This window comes from Candidatus Pantoea floridensis, from assembly GCF_900215435.1.
In the GTDB taxonomy this organism is placed as follows: Bacteria; Pseudomonadota; Gammaproteobacteria; order Enterobacterales; family Enterobacteriaceae; genus Pantoea; species Pantoea floridensis.
The window spans coordinates 71,457-85,336 of record NZ_OCMY01000002.1; the positions used below are offsets into that span (position 1 = coordinate 71,457).

The 13,880-nt window shown below is 54.4% G+C and carries 12 protein-coding genes and 1 pseudogene; 6 read left to right on the forward strand and 7 right to left on the reverse strand.

The window, feature by feature from the left end; translation table 11 throughout:
- Positions 1–16 precede the first annotated feature (16 nt).
- Genes CRO19_RS20995 through CRO19_RS21015 form a run of 5 tightly spaced genes read right to left on the reverse strand, consistent with a single transcriptional unit; the run spans position 17 to position 6,043 of the window.
- A complete protein-coding gene (locus CRO19_RS20995; protein WP_097097781.1) occupies positions 17–1,006 on the reverse strand; it encodes a putative FMN-dependent luciferase-like monooxygenase in 990 nt (329 codons plus the stop codon).
- Positions 1,003–2,613, reverse strand: coding sequence for a dipeptide ABC transporter ATP-binding protein (locus CRO19_RS21000; protein ID WP_097097782.1), 1,611 nt, complete (start codon positions 2,611–2,613; stop codon positions 1,003–1,005). Before CRO19_RS21000 ends, CRO19_RS20995 begins: the two co-directional genes overlap by 4 nt.
- Positions 2,610–3,467, reverse strand: coding sequence for an ABC transporter permease (locus CRO19_RS21005; protein WP_097097783.1), 858 nt, complete (start codon positions 3,465–3,467; stop codon positions 2,610–2,612). The genes CRO19_RS21000 and CRO19_RS21005 overlap by 4 nt, the downstream gene beginning before the upstream one ends.
- Positions 3,464–4,408 (reverse strand): ABC transporter permease, encoded by a 945-nt coding sequence (locus CRO19_RS21010; RefSeq protein WP_176519249.1) that lies wholly within the window; start codon positions 4,406–4,408, stop codon positions 3,464–3,466. Before CRO19_RS21010 ends, CRO19_RS21005 begins: the two co-directional genes overlap by 4 nt.
- A gap of 12 nt (positions 4,409–4,420) precedes the next feature.
- Entirely contained in the window at positions 4,421–6,043 is a 1,623-nt protein-coding gene (locus tag CRO19_RS21015; protein ID WP_097097785.1) for a TIGR04028 family ABC transporter substrate-binding protein, read from the reverse strand.
- 499 nt (positions 6,044–6,542) lie between these two features.
- On the opposite strand from CRO19_RS21015, the pseudogene CRO19_RS21020 reads away from it, so the two are divergent.
- Positions 6,543–7,362, forward strand: a pseudogene (locus CRO19_RS21020) (DUF4225 domain-containing protein).
- Here the strand turns inward: CRO19_RS21020 and CRO19_RS21025 are convergent.
- Together CRO19_RS21025 and CRO19_RS21030 are read right to left on the reverse strand one after the other, a co-directional pair.
- A complete protein-coding gene (locus tag CRO19_RS21025; protein ID WP_097097786.1) occupies positions 7,359–7,673 on the reverse strand; it encodes a hypothetical protein in 315 nt (104 codons plus the stop codon). The pseudogene CRO19_RS21020 and the gene CRO19_RS21025 overlap by 4 nt on opposite strands.
- Positions 7,674–7,938: 265 nt before the next feature.
- Complete coding sequence (locus CRO19_RS21030) at positions 7,939–8,253, reverse strand: hypothetical protein (RefSeq protein ID WP_141400275.1); 315 nt, start codon at positions 8,251–8,253, stop codon at positions 7,939–7,941.
- A 582-nt stretch (positions 8,254–8,835) separates the two neighbouring features.
- Between CRO19_RS21030 and CRO19_RS21035 the strand changes: the two genes are divergently transcribed.
- From CRO19_RS21035 to CRO19_RS21055, 5 genes are all read left to right on the forward strand, one after another.
- Positions 8,836–9,831, forward strand: coding sequence for an MsnO8 family LLM class oxidoreductase (locus tag CRO19_RS21035; protein WP_097097788.1), 996 nt, complete (start codon positions 8,836–8,838; stop codon positions 9,829–9,831).
- Positions 9,832–9,853: 22 nt separating this feature from the next.
- Positions 9,854–11,011, forward strand: coding sequence for an amidohydrolase (locus CRO19_RS21040; protein WP_097097789.1), 1,158 nt, complete (start codon positions 9,854–9,856; stop codon positions 11,009–11,011).
- Positions 11,012–11,093: 82 nt separating this feature from the next.
- Positions 11,094–12,407: an LLM class flavin-dependent oxidoreductase gene (locus tag CRO19_RS21045; RefSeq protein WP_097097790.1), complete on the forward strand. Its 1,314-nt coding sequence runs from the start codon at positions 11,094–11,096 to the stop codon at positions 12,405–12,407.
- 16 nt (positions 12,408–12,423) lie between these two features.
- Positions 12,424–13,356 (forward strand): ABC transporter substrate-binding protein, encoded by a 933-nt coding sequence (locus CRO19_RS21050; RefSeq protein ID WP_097097791.1) that lies wholly within the window; start codon positions 12,424–12,426, stop codon positions 13,354–13,356.
- A gap of 9 nt (positions 13,357–13,365) precedes the next feature.
- Positions 13,366–13,878 carry a GNAT family N-acetyltransferase gene (locus CRO19_RS21055; RefSeq protein ID WP_097097792.1) on the forward strand — a complete coding sequence of 171 codons (513 nt, stop codon included), beginning with the start codon at positions 13,366–13,368 and terminating at the stop codon, positions 13,876–13,878.
- Positions 13,879–13,880: the final 2 nt, after the last annotated feature.

A 13,880-nucleotide genomic window follows, 5' to 3' on the forward strand; every position in this document is an offset into this window, starting at 1 on the left:
GGCGACCGCTACTGATTTAACCCCGCAGCGCGGGCGCGATATGGTCAGCAATCAGTTCAATGGAACGCAAAATGTCGGCGTGCGGCGGATCGATGGAGTGCACCTGAAAACTGATGTCGGTGACGCGTTGCAACACGGTATCGGCCAACAGCGATTGACGCACCCGATCGGCATCACCAAAATGCGCATCCAGCTGGCGCGCCTGTTCGTCCAGCGTCTGGCCAACCACATGTCCTGATGCACGGAAATGGTCGGCCTGACGCTGCAGGCCCGGCTCGGCCAGACGGCGTGCATAATCATTAGAATCAGCTACAAAGGCGGTGCGCGATGCCAGAATGCGCGGCGCGATGCCTGGCGGCAACGCCGCCAGATAGGCATCGATCATCGGGTTCTGTATCTGGTCGAGCGTTAAATCAGGTTGATCCGCCGGGCGCGGCTGGGTGCGCGACAGCATCAAACCGTGGCCCGCCTGGCCGGCGCGTGCCGCACCTTCCACTGAGAAGGTGGCGATCCACACGCGTTGGGCCAACGTTGGCGCGGCGGGATAAAGATGATTATCCGGGTGCCCCAGCGTATCGCCGCGCCATGCGCTGAGTAGCTGATGCAGATGATCGGCAAACACGCTGGCGCGTTGGTCGATAGTGATGCCGAACGGCAGAAACGAGGTGGCGGTGCCGCCTGAACCGAGCCCCACTTCCAGCCGCCCGTTACTCAGCAAATCCAACACCGCGGTATCCTCGGCGACGCGCAGCGCGTTCTCCATCGCTAGCGTGATGATGCCGGTACCGAGGCGAATGGTGCGGGTGTGCGCGGCAACGTGCGCCAGAAACAGCAGCGGCGACGGCAGGCCGCCTTCCTTCTCGTGAAAGTGGTGCTGGGCAATCCACGCGCTGTCAAAACCGGTGCGCTCGGCATGTTGAATCTGTTCGGTGGCGAGGCGATAGCGCTGCTGTGCTGTGGTGTCATCCAACAGGCGGGTGAAAAAGCCAATACGTTTACGCGTCATGCAGACTCCTTAATCAGCGGACGGAAAGCGGGGATTGCGTCAATCAGCGCTTGCGTATACGCATGCTGAGGCGCAGAAAAGAGCGTGACGGTGTCACCTTGCTCCACCACTTCACCAGCACGCAGCACGGTAACGCTGTGCGCAATACGCCGCACGGTGGCGAGATCGTGAGTGATGAATAAGTAAGTGAGGCCGAGTTCACGCTGCAGCTGCTGCAGCAGCTGCAGAATTTGCGCCTGCACCGTGACATCCAGCGCCGAGGTGGCTTCATCCAACACCAAAATCGCTGGCTGCAGGATCAGGGCGCGGGCAATCGCTACACGCTGACGCTGGCCGCCAGACAACTCGCGTGGTTTACGTGTCAAAAACTCCAGCGGCAGGGCAACACGTTGCGCCACCGCTTCAACGCGCTGACGACGCGCTTCGCGACTGAGTTTTTCGAAGTTAAGCAGTGGCTCTTCGATAATGTTGAACAGCGTCTGGCGCGGATCGAGCGAAGCAAACGGGTTCTGATACACAAACTGAATCTTGCGGCGCAGTTGGCGCTGGGCTTCACCGCGCAACGCGGTGGCATCGATGCCGTCAATGACTACGCGTCCGCTATCGGCTTGCTCAAATCCCAGCAGAATGCGCGCCAGCGTGGTTTTACCCGAACCGGATTCGCCGACCAGCGCGTGCGTGGTGCCGCGCGCGACGGTAACGCTCACCGCTTTTGCCACCTGCAACTGATGATTGCGACCGAGGGAAAACAGTTTATTGATGCCGGAGAGCTGAATCGCCGGTGATGAGAAGTTGGCCCGGGCAGGAACGGCCAGCGCGGTTTCACCGGGATCGGCATCCTGCAGCAGCTGACGCGTATACGGATGCTGCGGCGCGTTGATCACCTGCTGCGCCGGTCCTTGCTCCTGCACCTCGCCGTGACGGAATACCAGCAAACGATCGGCGCGTTCTGCTGCCAGCGCTAAATCGTGCGTAACGAACAGCACCGCGGTGCCCGATTCGCGGCGCAGCACGTCCAGCAGATCGAGGATGCGCTTTTGCACCGTCACATCCAGCGCGCTGGTCGGTTCATCGGCGATGATGATTTGTGGACGCAGGGCGAGGGCGATGGCAATCAGCACCCGCTGTTTCATGCCGCCGGAGAGTTGATGCGGATACTGCTTCAGGCGCTGCTCCGGATGGCTCAAACCCACTTTTTGCAGCAGCTCCAGCACGCGCTGCTGGCGCTCGGCTTGGCTGATTTTCAGGTGCAGCTGCAGCATTTCACCCACCTGATCGCCGATGGTTTTTACCGGATTGAGCGAGTTGCCCGGATCCTGCGGCACTAAGCTGATGTTAACGCCACGTAGGCTATCGAGCCGTTTTGACGACCAACCGGAGATATCGGTGCCGTTCAGCACAATCTTGCCGCTGTCACGGCGACCGTTCTCCGCCATCAGGCCAATAATGGCCTGCGCGGTGGTGGTTTTGCCGGAACCGGATTCCCCGACCAGCGCCACCATTTCACCAGGCTGCAATTCAAAGCTGACGTTGTGTACCACCGCGCGCCATTCGCCGCGCTGGCGATAGCTCAGGGTTAAATTCTCAATGGCTAATAACGCGCTCATGCGTCACCTCCTGCCAGCTGGCGGCTGATGCGATTGGCGGCCAGCACCACCGCGACCACCACGATGCCGGGGAAGGTGGTGAGCCACCAGGCGGTTGCCAGATAGTTACGCCCTTCGGCGATCAGTAACCCCCATTCCGGCGTTGGCGGCGGGGTGCCATAGCCGAGGAAGCTCAGCGTGGAGAGCGCCAAAATTGCCTGGCCAAACTGCAGGGCGGCAAAGGCGATTACCGCCGTCAACGAGTTGGGTAAAATGTGGCGCCACAGCACGCGCCAGAAGCTGCCGCCGCTGCCGTAAGCCGCCTCAACAAACTCACTGCGGCGCACGCGCACGACTTCACCACGCGCCAGGCGGGCGAAGCTGGCAATTGACGCAATGCCCACCGCCAGCGCGGCATGCACAGTGCCGAAGCCGAGCAGAATCAGAATACTGAGCGACAGCAGTAGCGACGGAATTGACAGCAGCACATCCACCAGACGCATTAAGGCGTTTTCGGTGCGACCGCCAATCGCTCCCGCCAGCACGCCAAGTGAGGTGCCGCCAATCAGGCCCATCGCCACCGCCGCAACGGCTGCAGCCAATGATTGTGAGGTACCATAGATGATGCGCGTATAGAGATCGCGACCCAGCTGATCGGTGCCGAGCCAGTACGCGGCCTGCGGTGGCAGACGTTGCGCGCCGGGCACGCCTTCGGTTGGGCTGAAATGGGTAAACAAACTGGGCGCAAAGGCCGCCAGCAGCGCCAGTAGCATCACGCCCCACGCCAGCCACAAACCTGGCTGGATATGTAGCGCGCGCGCCGCCCGTGCGTTGCCGTTGCTGTGACGCGCAGTTGAATAATCGACCAAGCTCATCGGTGGCCTCCGGCAATGGATTGCAGGCGCGGGTCGAACAGCGGCATCAGCGCATCGACCAGCAGGTTAATCAGCACAAAGGCCAGCGCGGAGATCATCACCACCGCTTGTAACACCGCGACGTCCTGATTATTTACCGCCTGCTGCGTCAGCTGGCCAATGCCGCTCAGGCCAAATACGGTTTCGGTAATCAGCGCACCGGCAATCAGTTCGCCGAGCAGTAAACCGGCGACGTTAAGTACCGGCAGCAGCGCATTGCGCATCACGTGATGCCACAATACGTGGCTTTCGCTGGCTCCTTTGGCACGCGCCACCGCCACAAACGGCTGGGTGAAAACCTGATCAATGCTGCGCAACAGAATCTGCGCCAGCGGCGCGGAGATTGGAATCGCCACGGTAATGACTGGCAGGATCAGGCCTTGTAGCGCTGAAGGGTTGATCACCGGAATCCAGCGCAGCTGGAAGGAGAACAGCTGAATCAGCGCGATGCCGAGCCAAAAGGTGGGCAGCGAGATAAACAGCGCGGGCACCGATTGCAGCACTGAACGCAGGAAGCGCAGCCTGGGCAAACGCGACAGCGCCGCCAATGCAAATGCAATCAGCGTGGCGAGCGCAAAACCGAGCAGCGCCAGTTGCAGCGTGGCAGGCAGGTTGCTAACCAGCTGTTCGCTGACCGGCACGCCTGCCTGCACCGAGTAACCGAAATCGCCGCGCAACATCGCCAGCAGCGTGTGCACGTACTGCTGCCAGAGCGGATTATCCGCGCCGTAAGCCAGGCGCATTTCGGCGATTTGATCCGGGCTGAGGCCCAGATCCGGGTTCTGAAACTTGATCAGCACCGCATCGCCGGGCAGCACCTGCAGCAGAAAGAACGACAGGGTAAACGCGGCCCACAGCACCAAAACGCTTTGACCCACTCTTCGCAGCAGTGAACGTTGCATCATTAACCTGCCTTAGTGTTTTTCCAGCCACGCGCCGTAGAACGACGGTCGACCTACGGCCTCAAAATCGATGCCTTTTAGCCATGGCGCACCGGCAAAGACCTGTGGCTCTTCAAAGATCGGAATGACGTAGGCCTGTTCGAGCAGATAACGCTGCGCATCGCCGGTCACCGCCAGACGCTTGGCCGGATCGACCTCAGAGGAGATGTTCAGCAATAGCGTATTGAGCTTGTCGTCGCGGAAGTTCTGCACCTTGTCGCTGGAGCCGCCTTTCTGCAGCAGCGCATCGCGGTTAGTCGTGTAGAACTGGCTTTTCACCACGTCGGGATCGGCGCGGCCCACTTCTGATACCACCAGCGGGGTTTTCAGCGGATCGAGGTTATCCAGCACGCGGCTACCGGCATCACCGGCTTTAACCGCCAGCGCCACACCCACCTGACGCCACTGCTGTGCCACCAGCTGCAGCACTTCTTTGTTCTGCGGCTGCGGCAAGGATTCATAAACCGCTAGCGCCAGCTTCTTGCCATCCTTCTCGCGAATGCCGTCGCTGCCCGGTTTCCAACCCGCTTCATCCAGCAGCTTTTTCGCCAGCGTAGGATCATATTTCAGTTTGTCGGACAGATTGACGTAACCGGCCGCCGAGGTGGCGATCACCGAGGTGGCCTGCGGGTAGTTCGGCGAGAACAGGGTTTGCACCACCTGCTGCGCGTTGGTGGCGTGCAATAGCGCCTGACGCACTTTCACATCGCTGACCAGCGGGTTATCCGGGCGGAAGCTGATGCTGTCGTTGACGCCGCGCGTGGGTGCGGCATAAATCGGGAAGTTTTGCTGCTGCGCCTGCTTCTCGTCATAGGCTTGTACCTGACGGATAAAGTCGGCCTGACCGGCCAGCAGTGCGCCAATGCGTACGCTGTCTTCCGGCGTGACGATGAACTTGATGCCGTCGAGATTCGCGGGCCCTTGCTGCGAGAGGTTTTTCGGGCCCCACTGGTAATCTTTGCGCGCGGTTAAATCGACTTCGCGCCCGAGTTTTTCATCGCTGACCACAAACGGGCCGGAGCCAATAATATGGCGCGCATCGCCTAACTGATCGAAGCTACGCTGCAGAGTGCTGAGGGAAACAAGACCGGATCCAATGGTTGCCGTGCCTTGCAAAAAACCGGGGGACGGCTTTTTGAAATAGAATTTCACTGTTAGTGGATCAATAACCTCACTGCGATCGTAATTATTAATCACTTCAGAAACCGGCAAGCGCTGGGCTTTATTTCCCAGCCCGTAGGTATCAAAGTTTTTCGCTACCGCGTTCGCATCTAATGGCGTGCCATCAGAAAACGTCACGCCGGGACGAATTTTAAAGGTGTATTCGGTTTTATCAGCGTTGCTACTCCAGCTTTCGGCAATCCACGGCTCAACCTGCAAGGTTTTGGGATTTTGCCACGTCAGCTTATCGGTGATTTGATTCAGAATACCGCCGTTAGGATAAAAACCACCGGCAGGCGGATAGAGGTTGGTATGCGCCTGCTGTTCAAGATAAATCAGTGTGCCGCCTTTGACCGGCGTATCCGCCGCGTGGGCGCTAAAAATCCCTGATAGCAGGGCTAAACTTAGCGCCTGCAAGTGAAATTGCTTAGTCATGGTGTTTCCCTTTTTTATCAATAGCCCGACGGGCGGTTTTCATCATCAAATGCCGCACCCGCGAGTTGAACCAATGAATTGCACTAAGCTTTGCCGAAAATGATAAATAGATAGAAAGTCACATCGTAAGGCGTAATGTAGCAACACGATTCAGTACACGTGATAAGTGAAGCTCTGCGCATATTCTGAACGGTTTGTATGAAGAGACTGATTTTGCGTTAATTTGAACATGTATAGTGATTAAGGCTGGGAAAGTAATAAGGGAAAATTCAATTATGATGTAATGTCCCGGTTAAATTACTTTCATATTCAATGAGACGGTAGTTATCTTTTATAAGCTTAGCTGAACATAACTTTGAGTCGTGGCTGAGGTTAGTATCCCTTAGTAAAGCGACTAGCAGCTATCATTATTTAGTGAGCGATAAAGTTTATTTAATTAATGGCTTTGAATGCCTAGGTCTTAAATGTTGTGTTGATTTTATAATGTATAGGGGTAAGTATGGACTCATTATTGATTAATATGATGCACTCGGGTGGAAGAAACAGACTTTGGGCTGAGACAATGCTTAATCAGGAAGCCAGAATATTAATCCAGACAGCTAATTCACTTTCGTCGAATCATCTTCAGGACGCTATGACTCGATTGAACTTTGTTCAAGAAATAAAAAGTTTAATCGAAGAGCAGTTTTCAATAGCTAGCAGAGCAGAATCTGATGAAGAGTGTCTCGCATGCATAAAAAAAACTAAGAGAAGAGAACGTAAGTCTTGAAGAGCAGGGGCGTATGCTGCGTATGGAGACTGCAAAAATTTATGCTAAAGTTGAAGTTATTCGTGAAAATAATAAAGTGGTTGGATATGTCATTTCTGCAGTTCATATTGTTATTTCTGGAGTTGCTCTATTTGGTGGAATGATAATGATGTCGACAATGACACCAATCGGCGTGCTTGCAGGGGCAATTCTTTATGTAGATGGTATAAATGGTATAACAAAGGAAGTTAATAATCTTTATTATAGTGAAAATCCTGACTCTGAAGGAATCGTTGCAAATGCAGCTATGGATACTGCCAGTTTTATGGGGTTTAAGCCTGAGTCTGGTTTGGCATTTTATAATGCTATCTCATTGGGTGCTAGTGCATACAGTATTTTTGGGTTAACAAGAAGAACAGAAGCGTGGCGTCTTTTTAGATGGCTTCCTCGTGATTATTATAGAAAAGTAGACACCATGAGTAAACCAAAGTTAACGATGAAGATTGTTGGTTATGGTATAAAAGCAAAAGTAATATATGACCTAATTAGCACTGAGAGGTCGGTTGATTAGTTTCGGGATTTTTTTAAATGACGCCAGGATTTATAGGCCAAAATTGGTGGTTGAGAAAGCGCTGCTACCACTATACCGCAGGATATTCCTATAGAACCTGAAAAGATACTTTCTTTCGACCCGAAAATAAATAATAGTATAAGAGCAGTAAGGCAACAAAAAACAACAAAGATAAATATAGAGAAACGTTTCGCAAGATCTCTGATGGCTTCATCAATTGAACCGCCATAGCTATCAATGTTGTTTTTTATTTTTATCATGTCTGAATGGCTAAAGCCTGACTCTAATAGTTTTTTTTCGCTCACGCCCATAGTATTATTGCCTTTAATTTTAAAAAAAACACTGCATCACGATAAGATTATACAGTATAAAAACAAAATGTCTTATCAATAAAGATATTTTGAATGATGTTTTTACTCTTAGTTATGTCTGCATGTCTAATCTAATCTCTCAAACGGTTAACATTAATTGCTGGTGATGGCCTTGCTGTAAATTCAGTATATGGGGATTCTCAGTAACCTATTATTTTTCTTAAAGGAGCTAAAAATGTTAAAAAATGGAAGTTATTCAAGATTATTATTTTATATGCTTGTACTTTGAAAAGGTTTTAAAGCCTAATTTACAAGGAAAAAACACTTCAGCCATTATAAATGAAAAAATCAATGGGATGCCGATTACAACCATGTTGTAGTCTCCCTTGAAAAAGCACCAGGCACAAAAAGTAGTGACTAGTAATCTTATAAAAATTCCTCCAATGAATCTTGCTCTCAAATCCTTAATAATTTCAATTATTGTTAGTTGCTCTTTTTCCGCCCAGTAAGCAATGAAATTTATTTCTTTTGTTGTGAATCCAGCATTAATTAATCGCTTTTTAATTAATAAGTCATCCATTTCCATCATGCTCCTGCCAAGTGACCTCACATCATAACCATTTTCATTTTACAACAACATAATTATGAAAGGGTTTTGTGAAAAATATCACCGATTAAAATTTGACTCTGTTCTTAAAGTTATCTCTCCGACAATAATAAGTATTATATTATCATCAAATAAGTACATTCCTCTTGCTTTATGATTTTAATTGCTTTCTTACTGTCGCAATCTGCTGCGGTTTTTATCAGAGCTCTTCATTGGCGTAATGTTCGCTTTCAGCCATGCGCTGCGCGGCAGTTTGCTGGAAATTCACTTAGCTATGCCGAAAAAAAGCAAAGCCCTGCGCAGGTACACGATATAGCAGGAAGGCCGTTATGTTCTCGTGCTAAACGAGGACGTGCCGGGATCACGCAACCCACATGCTGTAGCGATGCTATTTGTCGCGCAATAAATTACGCCGCTATAAATGTTAGGTAGTTATTATTTGTCATTAACGCTATTTCTATTTTTCATATTCTCTATCTCGGATTTGTTGTTTTACGAAATAGCGATTACCACACCAAACTACTCGTCATATTCACTACAAATAGGATAAGGCGCATGTCATACCGACTGAGTTTGCTGGATAAATCGCCGATTGCCGATGGAGAGACGGCCAGTCACGCGCTACATCGCACTTTACAGTTAGCGCAGCAGGCGGAAGCCTGGGGCTATCACCGCTTTTGGTTAGCGGAGCATCATAATACCGATCGTCTGGCGAGCCCTTCGCCGGAACTGCTGATCGCCTGGATTATCGGCCAGACCCAGCATATCCGCGTCGGCTCCGGCGGCGTGATGCTGCAGCATTACAGTCCCTACAAAGTGGCGGAAAACTTCAACTTATTAGCCTCGCTGGCACCGGGTCGTATTGATATCGGCGTCGGTAAAGCGCCGGGTGGCTTGCCGCTCTCCACGCGGGCGCTGCAGCTGGGCGTCCATCTGCAGGAGAAAGGCAGCTTCGCGGAGCAGCTGACGCTGCTGGATAGCTGGCTGCAGGTGCCGCCGGTGGGAGATGAAGAGATTCTGCGCGCTACGCCGCAGCCGCCGCGTCCGGCGAATCGTTTCCTGTTGGGTGCAAGCGAAGAGAGCGCCAAACTGGCAGCTGAACTCGGCTGGCAGCTGGTGTTCGCTGCGCATCATAACGGCGATCCACAGCTGATGGAAAAAGTCCTCAATAGCTATCGTCAGCACAGCAACGGCCAGCGTGCATTGGTGGCGGTGCAGGTGGTGGTGGCGGATTCGCCGGCGGAAGCCGATCTGCTGGTGGACAACCTGCGCGTCTATCACGTCAGCGTGAAAGATGGCCCCAGCGTTAACGTCGGCAGCGTCGAGCAGGCGGAGCGTTATGTGCGTCAGGGCGGCTACAGCGATTACGTGATTGAACCACGCACGCCTTCGCTGCTGAAAGGTACCGCCGCGCAGGTACATGCCAAGCTGGATGCGCTCCATCAGAACTTTGGCATTGAGGAGTTCGTGATTGATACGCCGGTGGCTGAAGAGCGCGCGCGCGTGAAATCACTCGAACTGTTAGCCACGCACCGTTTAGTGACGGCATGATTCGCCGATTCCGGAGGCAGGTATGACGCAATTTAGCGAACATCAGCTGATCGACTGGCGGCGCGAGCTGCACAGCTGGCCGGAATTATCCGGTCGCGAAGTCGAAACCACTGCACGCCTGCGCCGCTGGTTACAGGACGCCGGTTTGCGTCTGCTGGACTATCCGCTGGAAACCGGCGTGGTGGTAGAAGTGGGACGCGGCGACACGCTGATTGCGCTGCGTGCCGATATCGATGCATTACCTATCCATGAAGCCACCGGACTTACTTACCGTTCGCGCAACAGCGGCGTGATGCATGCCTGCGGCCACGACGTGCACAGCGCCGTCATGCTGGGTGCCGCGCTGCAGCTGAAAGCGATCGAAGAGCAGTTGCCAGGCCGCATCCGTATTCTGTTCCAACCGGCGGAAGAGAACGCTACCGGTGCACGCCAATTAATTAACGCGGGCGTTTTGGATGGCGTACAGGCGATTTTCGGTATGCATAACGAACCCGGTTTACCGACCGGCACCTTCGCCACGCGCGGCGGCGCGTTTTATGCCAATGCGGATAAATTTATTGTACGCGTGGCCGGTAAAGGCGCACATGCGGCGCACCCGGAAGAGGGCGTTGATAGCATTGTGGTCGCCAGCCAGATCATTCAGGCGCTGCAATCGTTGACCAGCCGCAGCTTCAATACGCTGGACAGCTTAGTGCTGAGCGTTACGCGCATCGACGCTGGTAAAACCTGGAATGTGTTGCCCGGTGAGGCCGAATTTGGCGGCACGGTGCGCACCCATGATAAACAGGTACGCGCCGAGCTCGAGCAGCGCGCCCGCACGCTGGTAGAGAACATCGCGGCAGCCAACGGCGCCACCGCCACCTTTAGCTGGCATCCTGGTCCACCGGTGCTGGAGAACGATGCGCGCTGGGCGCAGTTTGCCAGCCACGTGGCGCAGCAAGTCGGTTACCGCGTGCAAACCGCCGAGCTGCATCTTGGCGGTGAAGATTTTGCCTACTACTTACAGCAGATCCCCGGCGCGTTTGTCAGCATTGGCAGCGCCAGCGAGTTTGGTCTGCATCATGGCGGCTTCAACCCTGATGAAGCGCTGATCGCCCCCGCTGCACACTACTTTACGCAACTGGCTCAGCAAGCGTTGCAGCACCTCAATGCGCGATGTCGCGACGCCATTCTGAACTAGATCGCTTAACTGATTTAATCCCGGTTCTGCACGGCGACACGATGTCGCCGTCAGGCTGCGCCTTGGTACAAGAGAGAACATTATGACTGCAAGACAACTGCGATTGGGCACTATTCTGCATGGCGCATCTGGCAATATGTCCGCGTGGCGTCATCCGGCGGCGCTGGCAGATGCCAGTATCAATTTTGACTATGCCAAACACATCGCGCGTAAGGCGGAAGCGGGCAAGCTGGATTTCCTGTTTGTGGCTGATGGCCTGTTCATTAACGAAAAGTCGATCCCGCATTTTCTTAATCGCTTTGAGCCGCTGACGCTGCTGTCGGCGCTGGCGGGCGTCACGGAGCATCTCGGGTTGGTTGGCACCGTTTCCACTTCGTACAGCGAACCTTTCACCGTGGCGCGTCAGTTTGCCAGCCTCGATCATCTGAGCGGCGGTCGCGCTGGCTGGAACGTGGTGACTTCACCGCTGGAAGGGTCGGCGAAAAACTTTTCACGTCAGCAGCATCCGGAACATGCGCTGCGCTATCGCATTGCCGATGAGTATCTGCAAGTGGTGAAAGGGCTGTGGGATTCGTGGGAAAGCGATGCCTTCGTGCGTAACAAGGAGAGCGGCCAGTTCTTTGATGCCAGCAAACTGCACACCTTGAATCACCACGGTGATTTCTTCCAGGTACAGGGGCCGCTGAACATCGAACGCACGCCGCAAGGTCGTCCGGTGGTGTTTCAGGCAGGTGCATCGGAAGATGGTAAAAAGCTGGCGGCGCGTCATGCCGATGCCATTTTTACTCATCAGCCGACACGCGAAGAAGCGCAGGCATTCTATCGCGATGTGAAAAAGCAGCTGGTGGCGAATGGTCGCGAGCCGGGCGATTTGCACATCTTCCAGGGCGTGGGCGTGATTGTGGGCGACAGCGCGAAAGATGTGGAGCAGCAGTACCAAACCACCGCGGCGCTGGTTTCCATCAAGGATGCGCTCAACTATCTTGGCCGCTTCTTCGATCACCACGACTTCTCGCAATATCCGCTAGACGAACCGTTCCCGGAACTCGGCGATATCGGTCAGAACAGCTTCCGCAGCACCACCGACGAAATCAAACGCAAAGCGCGCGAGCACGGTCATACGCTGCGCCAGGCCGCGTTAGAGGCCGCGACGCCGCGTCCACTGTTTCACGGTACGCCGGAGCAGGTTGCCGACGGTTTGCAGCGGTGGTTTGAGAGTGAAGCCACCGATGGCTTCATCATTCAGGGCGGCACGCCCGACACCTTCGAACGTTTTGTCGATCGCGTGGTACCAATTCTGCAAGCTCGCGGCTTAACCCGCACGGAATATCCCGGCACCACGCTGCGCGCCAGCTTTGGCCTGAAAGATCCGCTTAACCAGTTCACACAACAATAAGAGTCGAGAAAACGCTATGCAGAAGAAATCCCTTATCGCGCTGCTGCTGCTGGGTATGAGCAGCGCCGTGTTTGCCGAGGATGTGGCGGTTAACGGTCAGAATGTCAGTGTGGAAGCCAACAAAACGCCGATCAATACCGCGAAGAATGACGCCGCTGTGGCGCAGATTCCGGCCGGACATCGCTTCGCGGTGCCAGGTTCATTCACTGTGGCCGTCGCCGCGCTCAACTCGCCGCCGCTAACGGTATTCAGCGATGACAACAAAACTCTGCTCGGCAGCGAAGTGGATATCGCCCGCTTAGTCGCCGATAGCCTGGGGTTAAAACTCAACGTGGTGCCCACCTCGTGGGAAGACTGGCCGCTGGGTGTGGCATCGGGCAAATACGATGCGGCGATCAGTAACGTGACCGTCACCAAAGCGCGTAAAGAGCGCTTCGATTTCGCCACCTACCGCAAAGATTCGCTCGGCTTTTACGTCAAATCCACCAGCCCAATCAAGGCGATTACCAAAGCAGAAGATATCGCCGGACTGCGCATTATCGTCGGCTCGGGCACCAATCAGGAGTCAATCCTGTTGGCCTGGGATAAAGAGAATCAAGCCAAAGGGCTGAAGCCATTTACCCCGGTGTATACCAAAGATGATGCAGCACAAACGCTGGCGCTGCAGTCGGGTCGTGCGGATGCCTTTTTCGGTCCGAACGTGATCGGTGCGTGGAAAGCGGCGCTGACTAAGCAGACGCGTTTGGTGGGTAGCGTTGATGGCGGTTGGCCAAAAGCGGCGCATATCGCGGTGACGGTGAAGAAAGATGGCGGCCTGGTGCAGCCGATCAATACCGCATTGAACGGCGTGATCAAGAACGGTGATTACGACAAGGTGCTGAAACGCTGGGGTGAAGGCGTGGAACGCATCGACAGTTCCGAAATCAATCCCGCTGGATTGGGCGATTAAGGAGGCCGCATGAGCGAGCAATTTTTCCGTGAAGTGTCGCCAGAAGCGCCTGAACTGCAGCCCATCCTCACTGGACTGTTCGGCGAATACGCCGCGCGCTACGGCGATTTCTTCACCAACCAAAAAGAGGTTGAGTTAACCGAATGGTATCTGCCGCCGCGCGGGCTATTTATTGTGCTGGAGCGCGACGGCGAGATTATTGCCATGGGGGCTTACAAACCGTATGACGCGGTGACCGCCGAGTTTAAGCGCATCTGGACACGCGGCGATCTGCGTCGCCAGGGATTGGCGTTGCTGATTCTGCAGGAGCTTGAGCGGCGTGCGCTGCGCGCCGGTTATCAGCGCGTGTTTCTCACTACCGGCTTCCGTCAGCCGGAGGCGGTGAAACTGTATATCGGTCACGGTTACCAGCCGCAGTTTGCGCTGCTGGAGGATATGGAAGTCTACAGCCGTCCGCCGCACGATGGACGCCTGCGCTTCCTGAAAGTCATTGATGTGCAGAGCGTGGCGCAGGCCAGCTAAGG

Coding starts and splice junctions, on each gene's coding strand:
- CRO19_RS21025 (WP_097097786.1), bottom strand. CDS start 7,673: ATGGGCGTGAGCGAAAAAAAACTATTAGAGTCAGGCTTTAGCCATTCA.
- CRO19_RS20995 (WP_097097781.1), bottom strand. CDS start 1,006: ATGACGCGTAAACGTATTGGCTTTTTCACCCGCCTGTTGGATGACACC.
- CRO19_RS21035 (WP_097097788.1), top strand. CDS start 8,836: ATGTCATACCGACTGAGTTTGCTGGATAAATCGCCGATTGCCGATGGA.
- CRO19_RS21010 (WP_176519249.1), bottom strand. CDS start 4,408: ATGCAACGTTCACTGCTGCGAAGAGTGGGTCAAAGCGTTTTGGTGCTG.
- CRO19_RS21030 (WP_141400275.1), bottom strand. CDS start 8,253: ATGGATGACTTATTAATTAAAAAGCGATTAATTAATGCTGGATTCACA.
- CRO19_RS21000 (WP_097097782.1), bottom strand. CDS start 2,613: ATGAGCGCGTTATTAGCCATTGAGAATTTAACCCTGAGCTATCGCCAG.
- CRO19_RS21015 (WP_097097785.1), bottom strand. CDS start 6,043: ATGACTAAGCAATTTCACTTGCAGGCGCTAAGTTTAGCCCTGCTATCA.
- CRO19_RS21050 (WP_097097791.1), top strand. CDS start 12,424: ATGCAGAAGAAATCCCTTATCGCGCTGCTGCTGCTGGGTATGAGCAGC.
- CRO19_RS21005 (WP_097097783.1), bottom strand. CDS start 3,467: ATGAGCTTGGTCGATTATTCAACTGCGCGTCACAGCAACGGCAACGCA.
- CRO19_RS21040 (WP_097097789.1), top strand. CDS start 9,854: ATGACGCAATTTAGCGAACATCAGCTGATCGACTGGCGGCGCGAGCTG.
- CRO19_RS21045 (WP_097097790.1), top strand. CDS start 11,094: ATGACTGCAAGACAACTGCGATTGGGCACTATTCTGCATGGCGCATCT.
- CRO19_RS21055 (WP_097097792.1), top strand. CDS start 13,366: ATGAGCGAGCAATTTTTCCGTGAAGTGTCGCCAGAAGCGCCTGAACTG.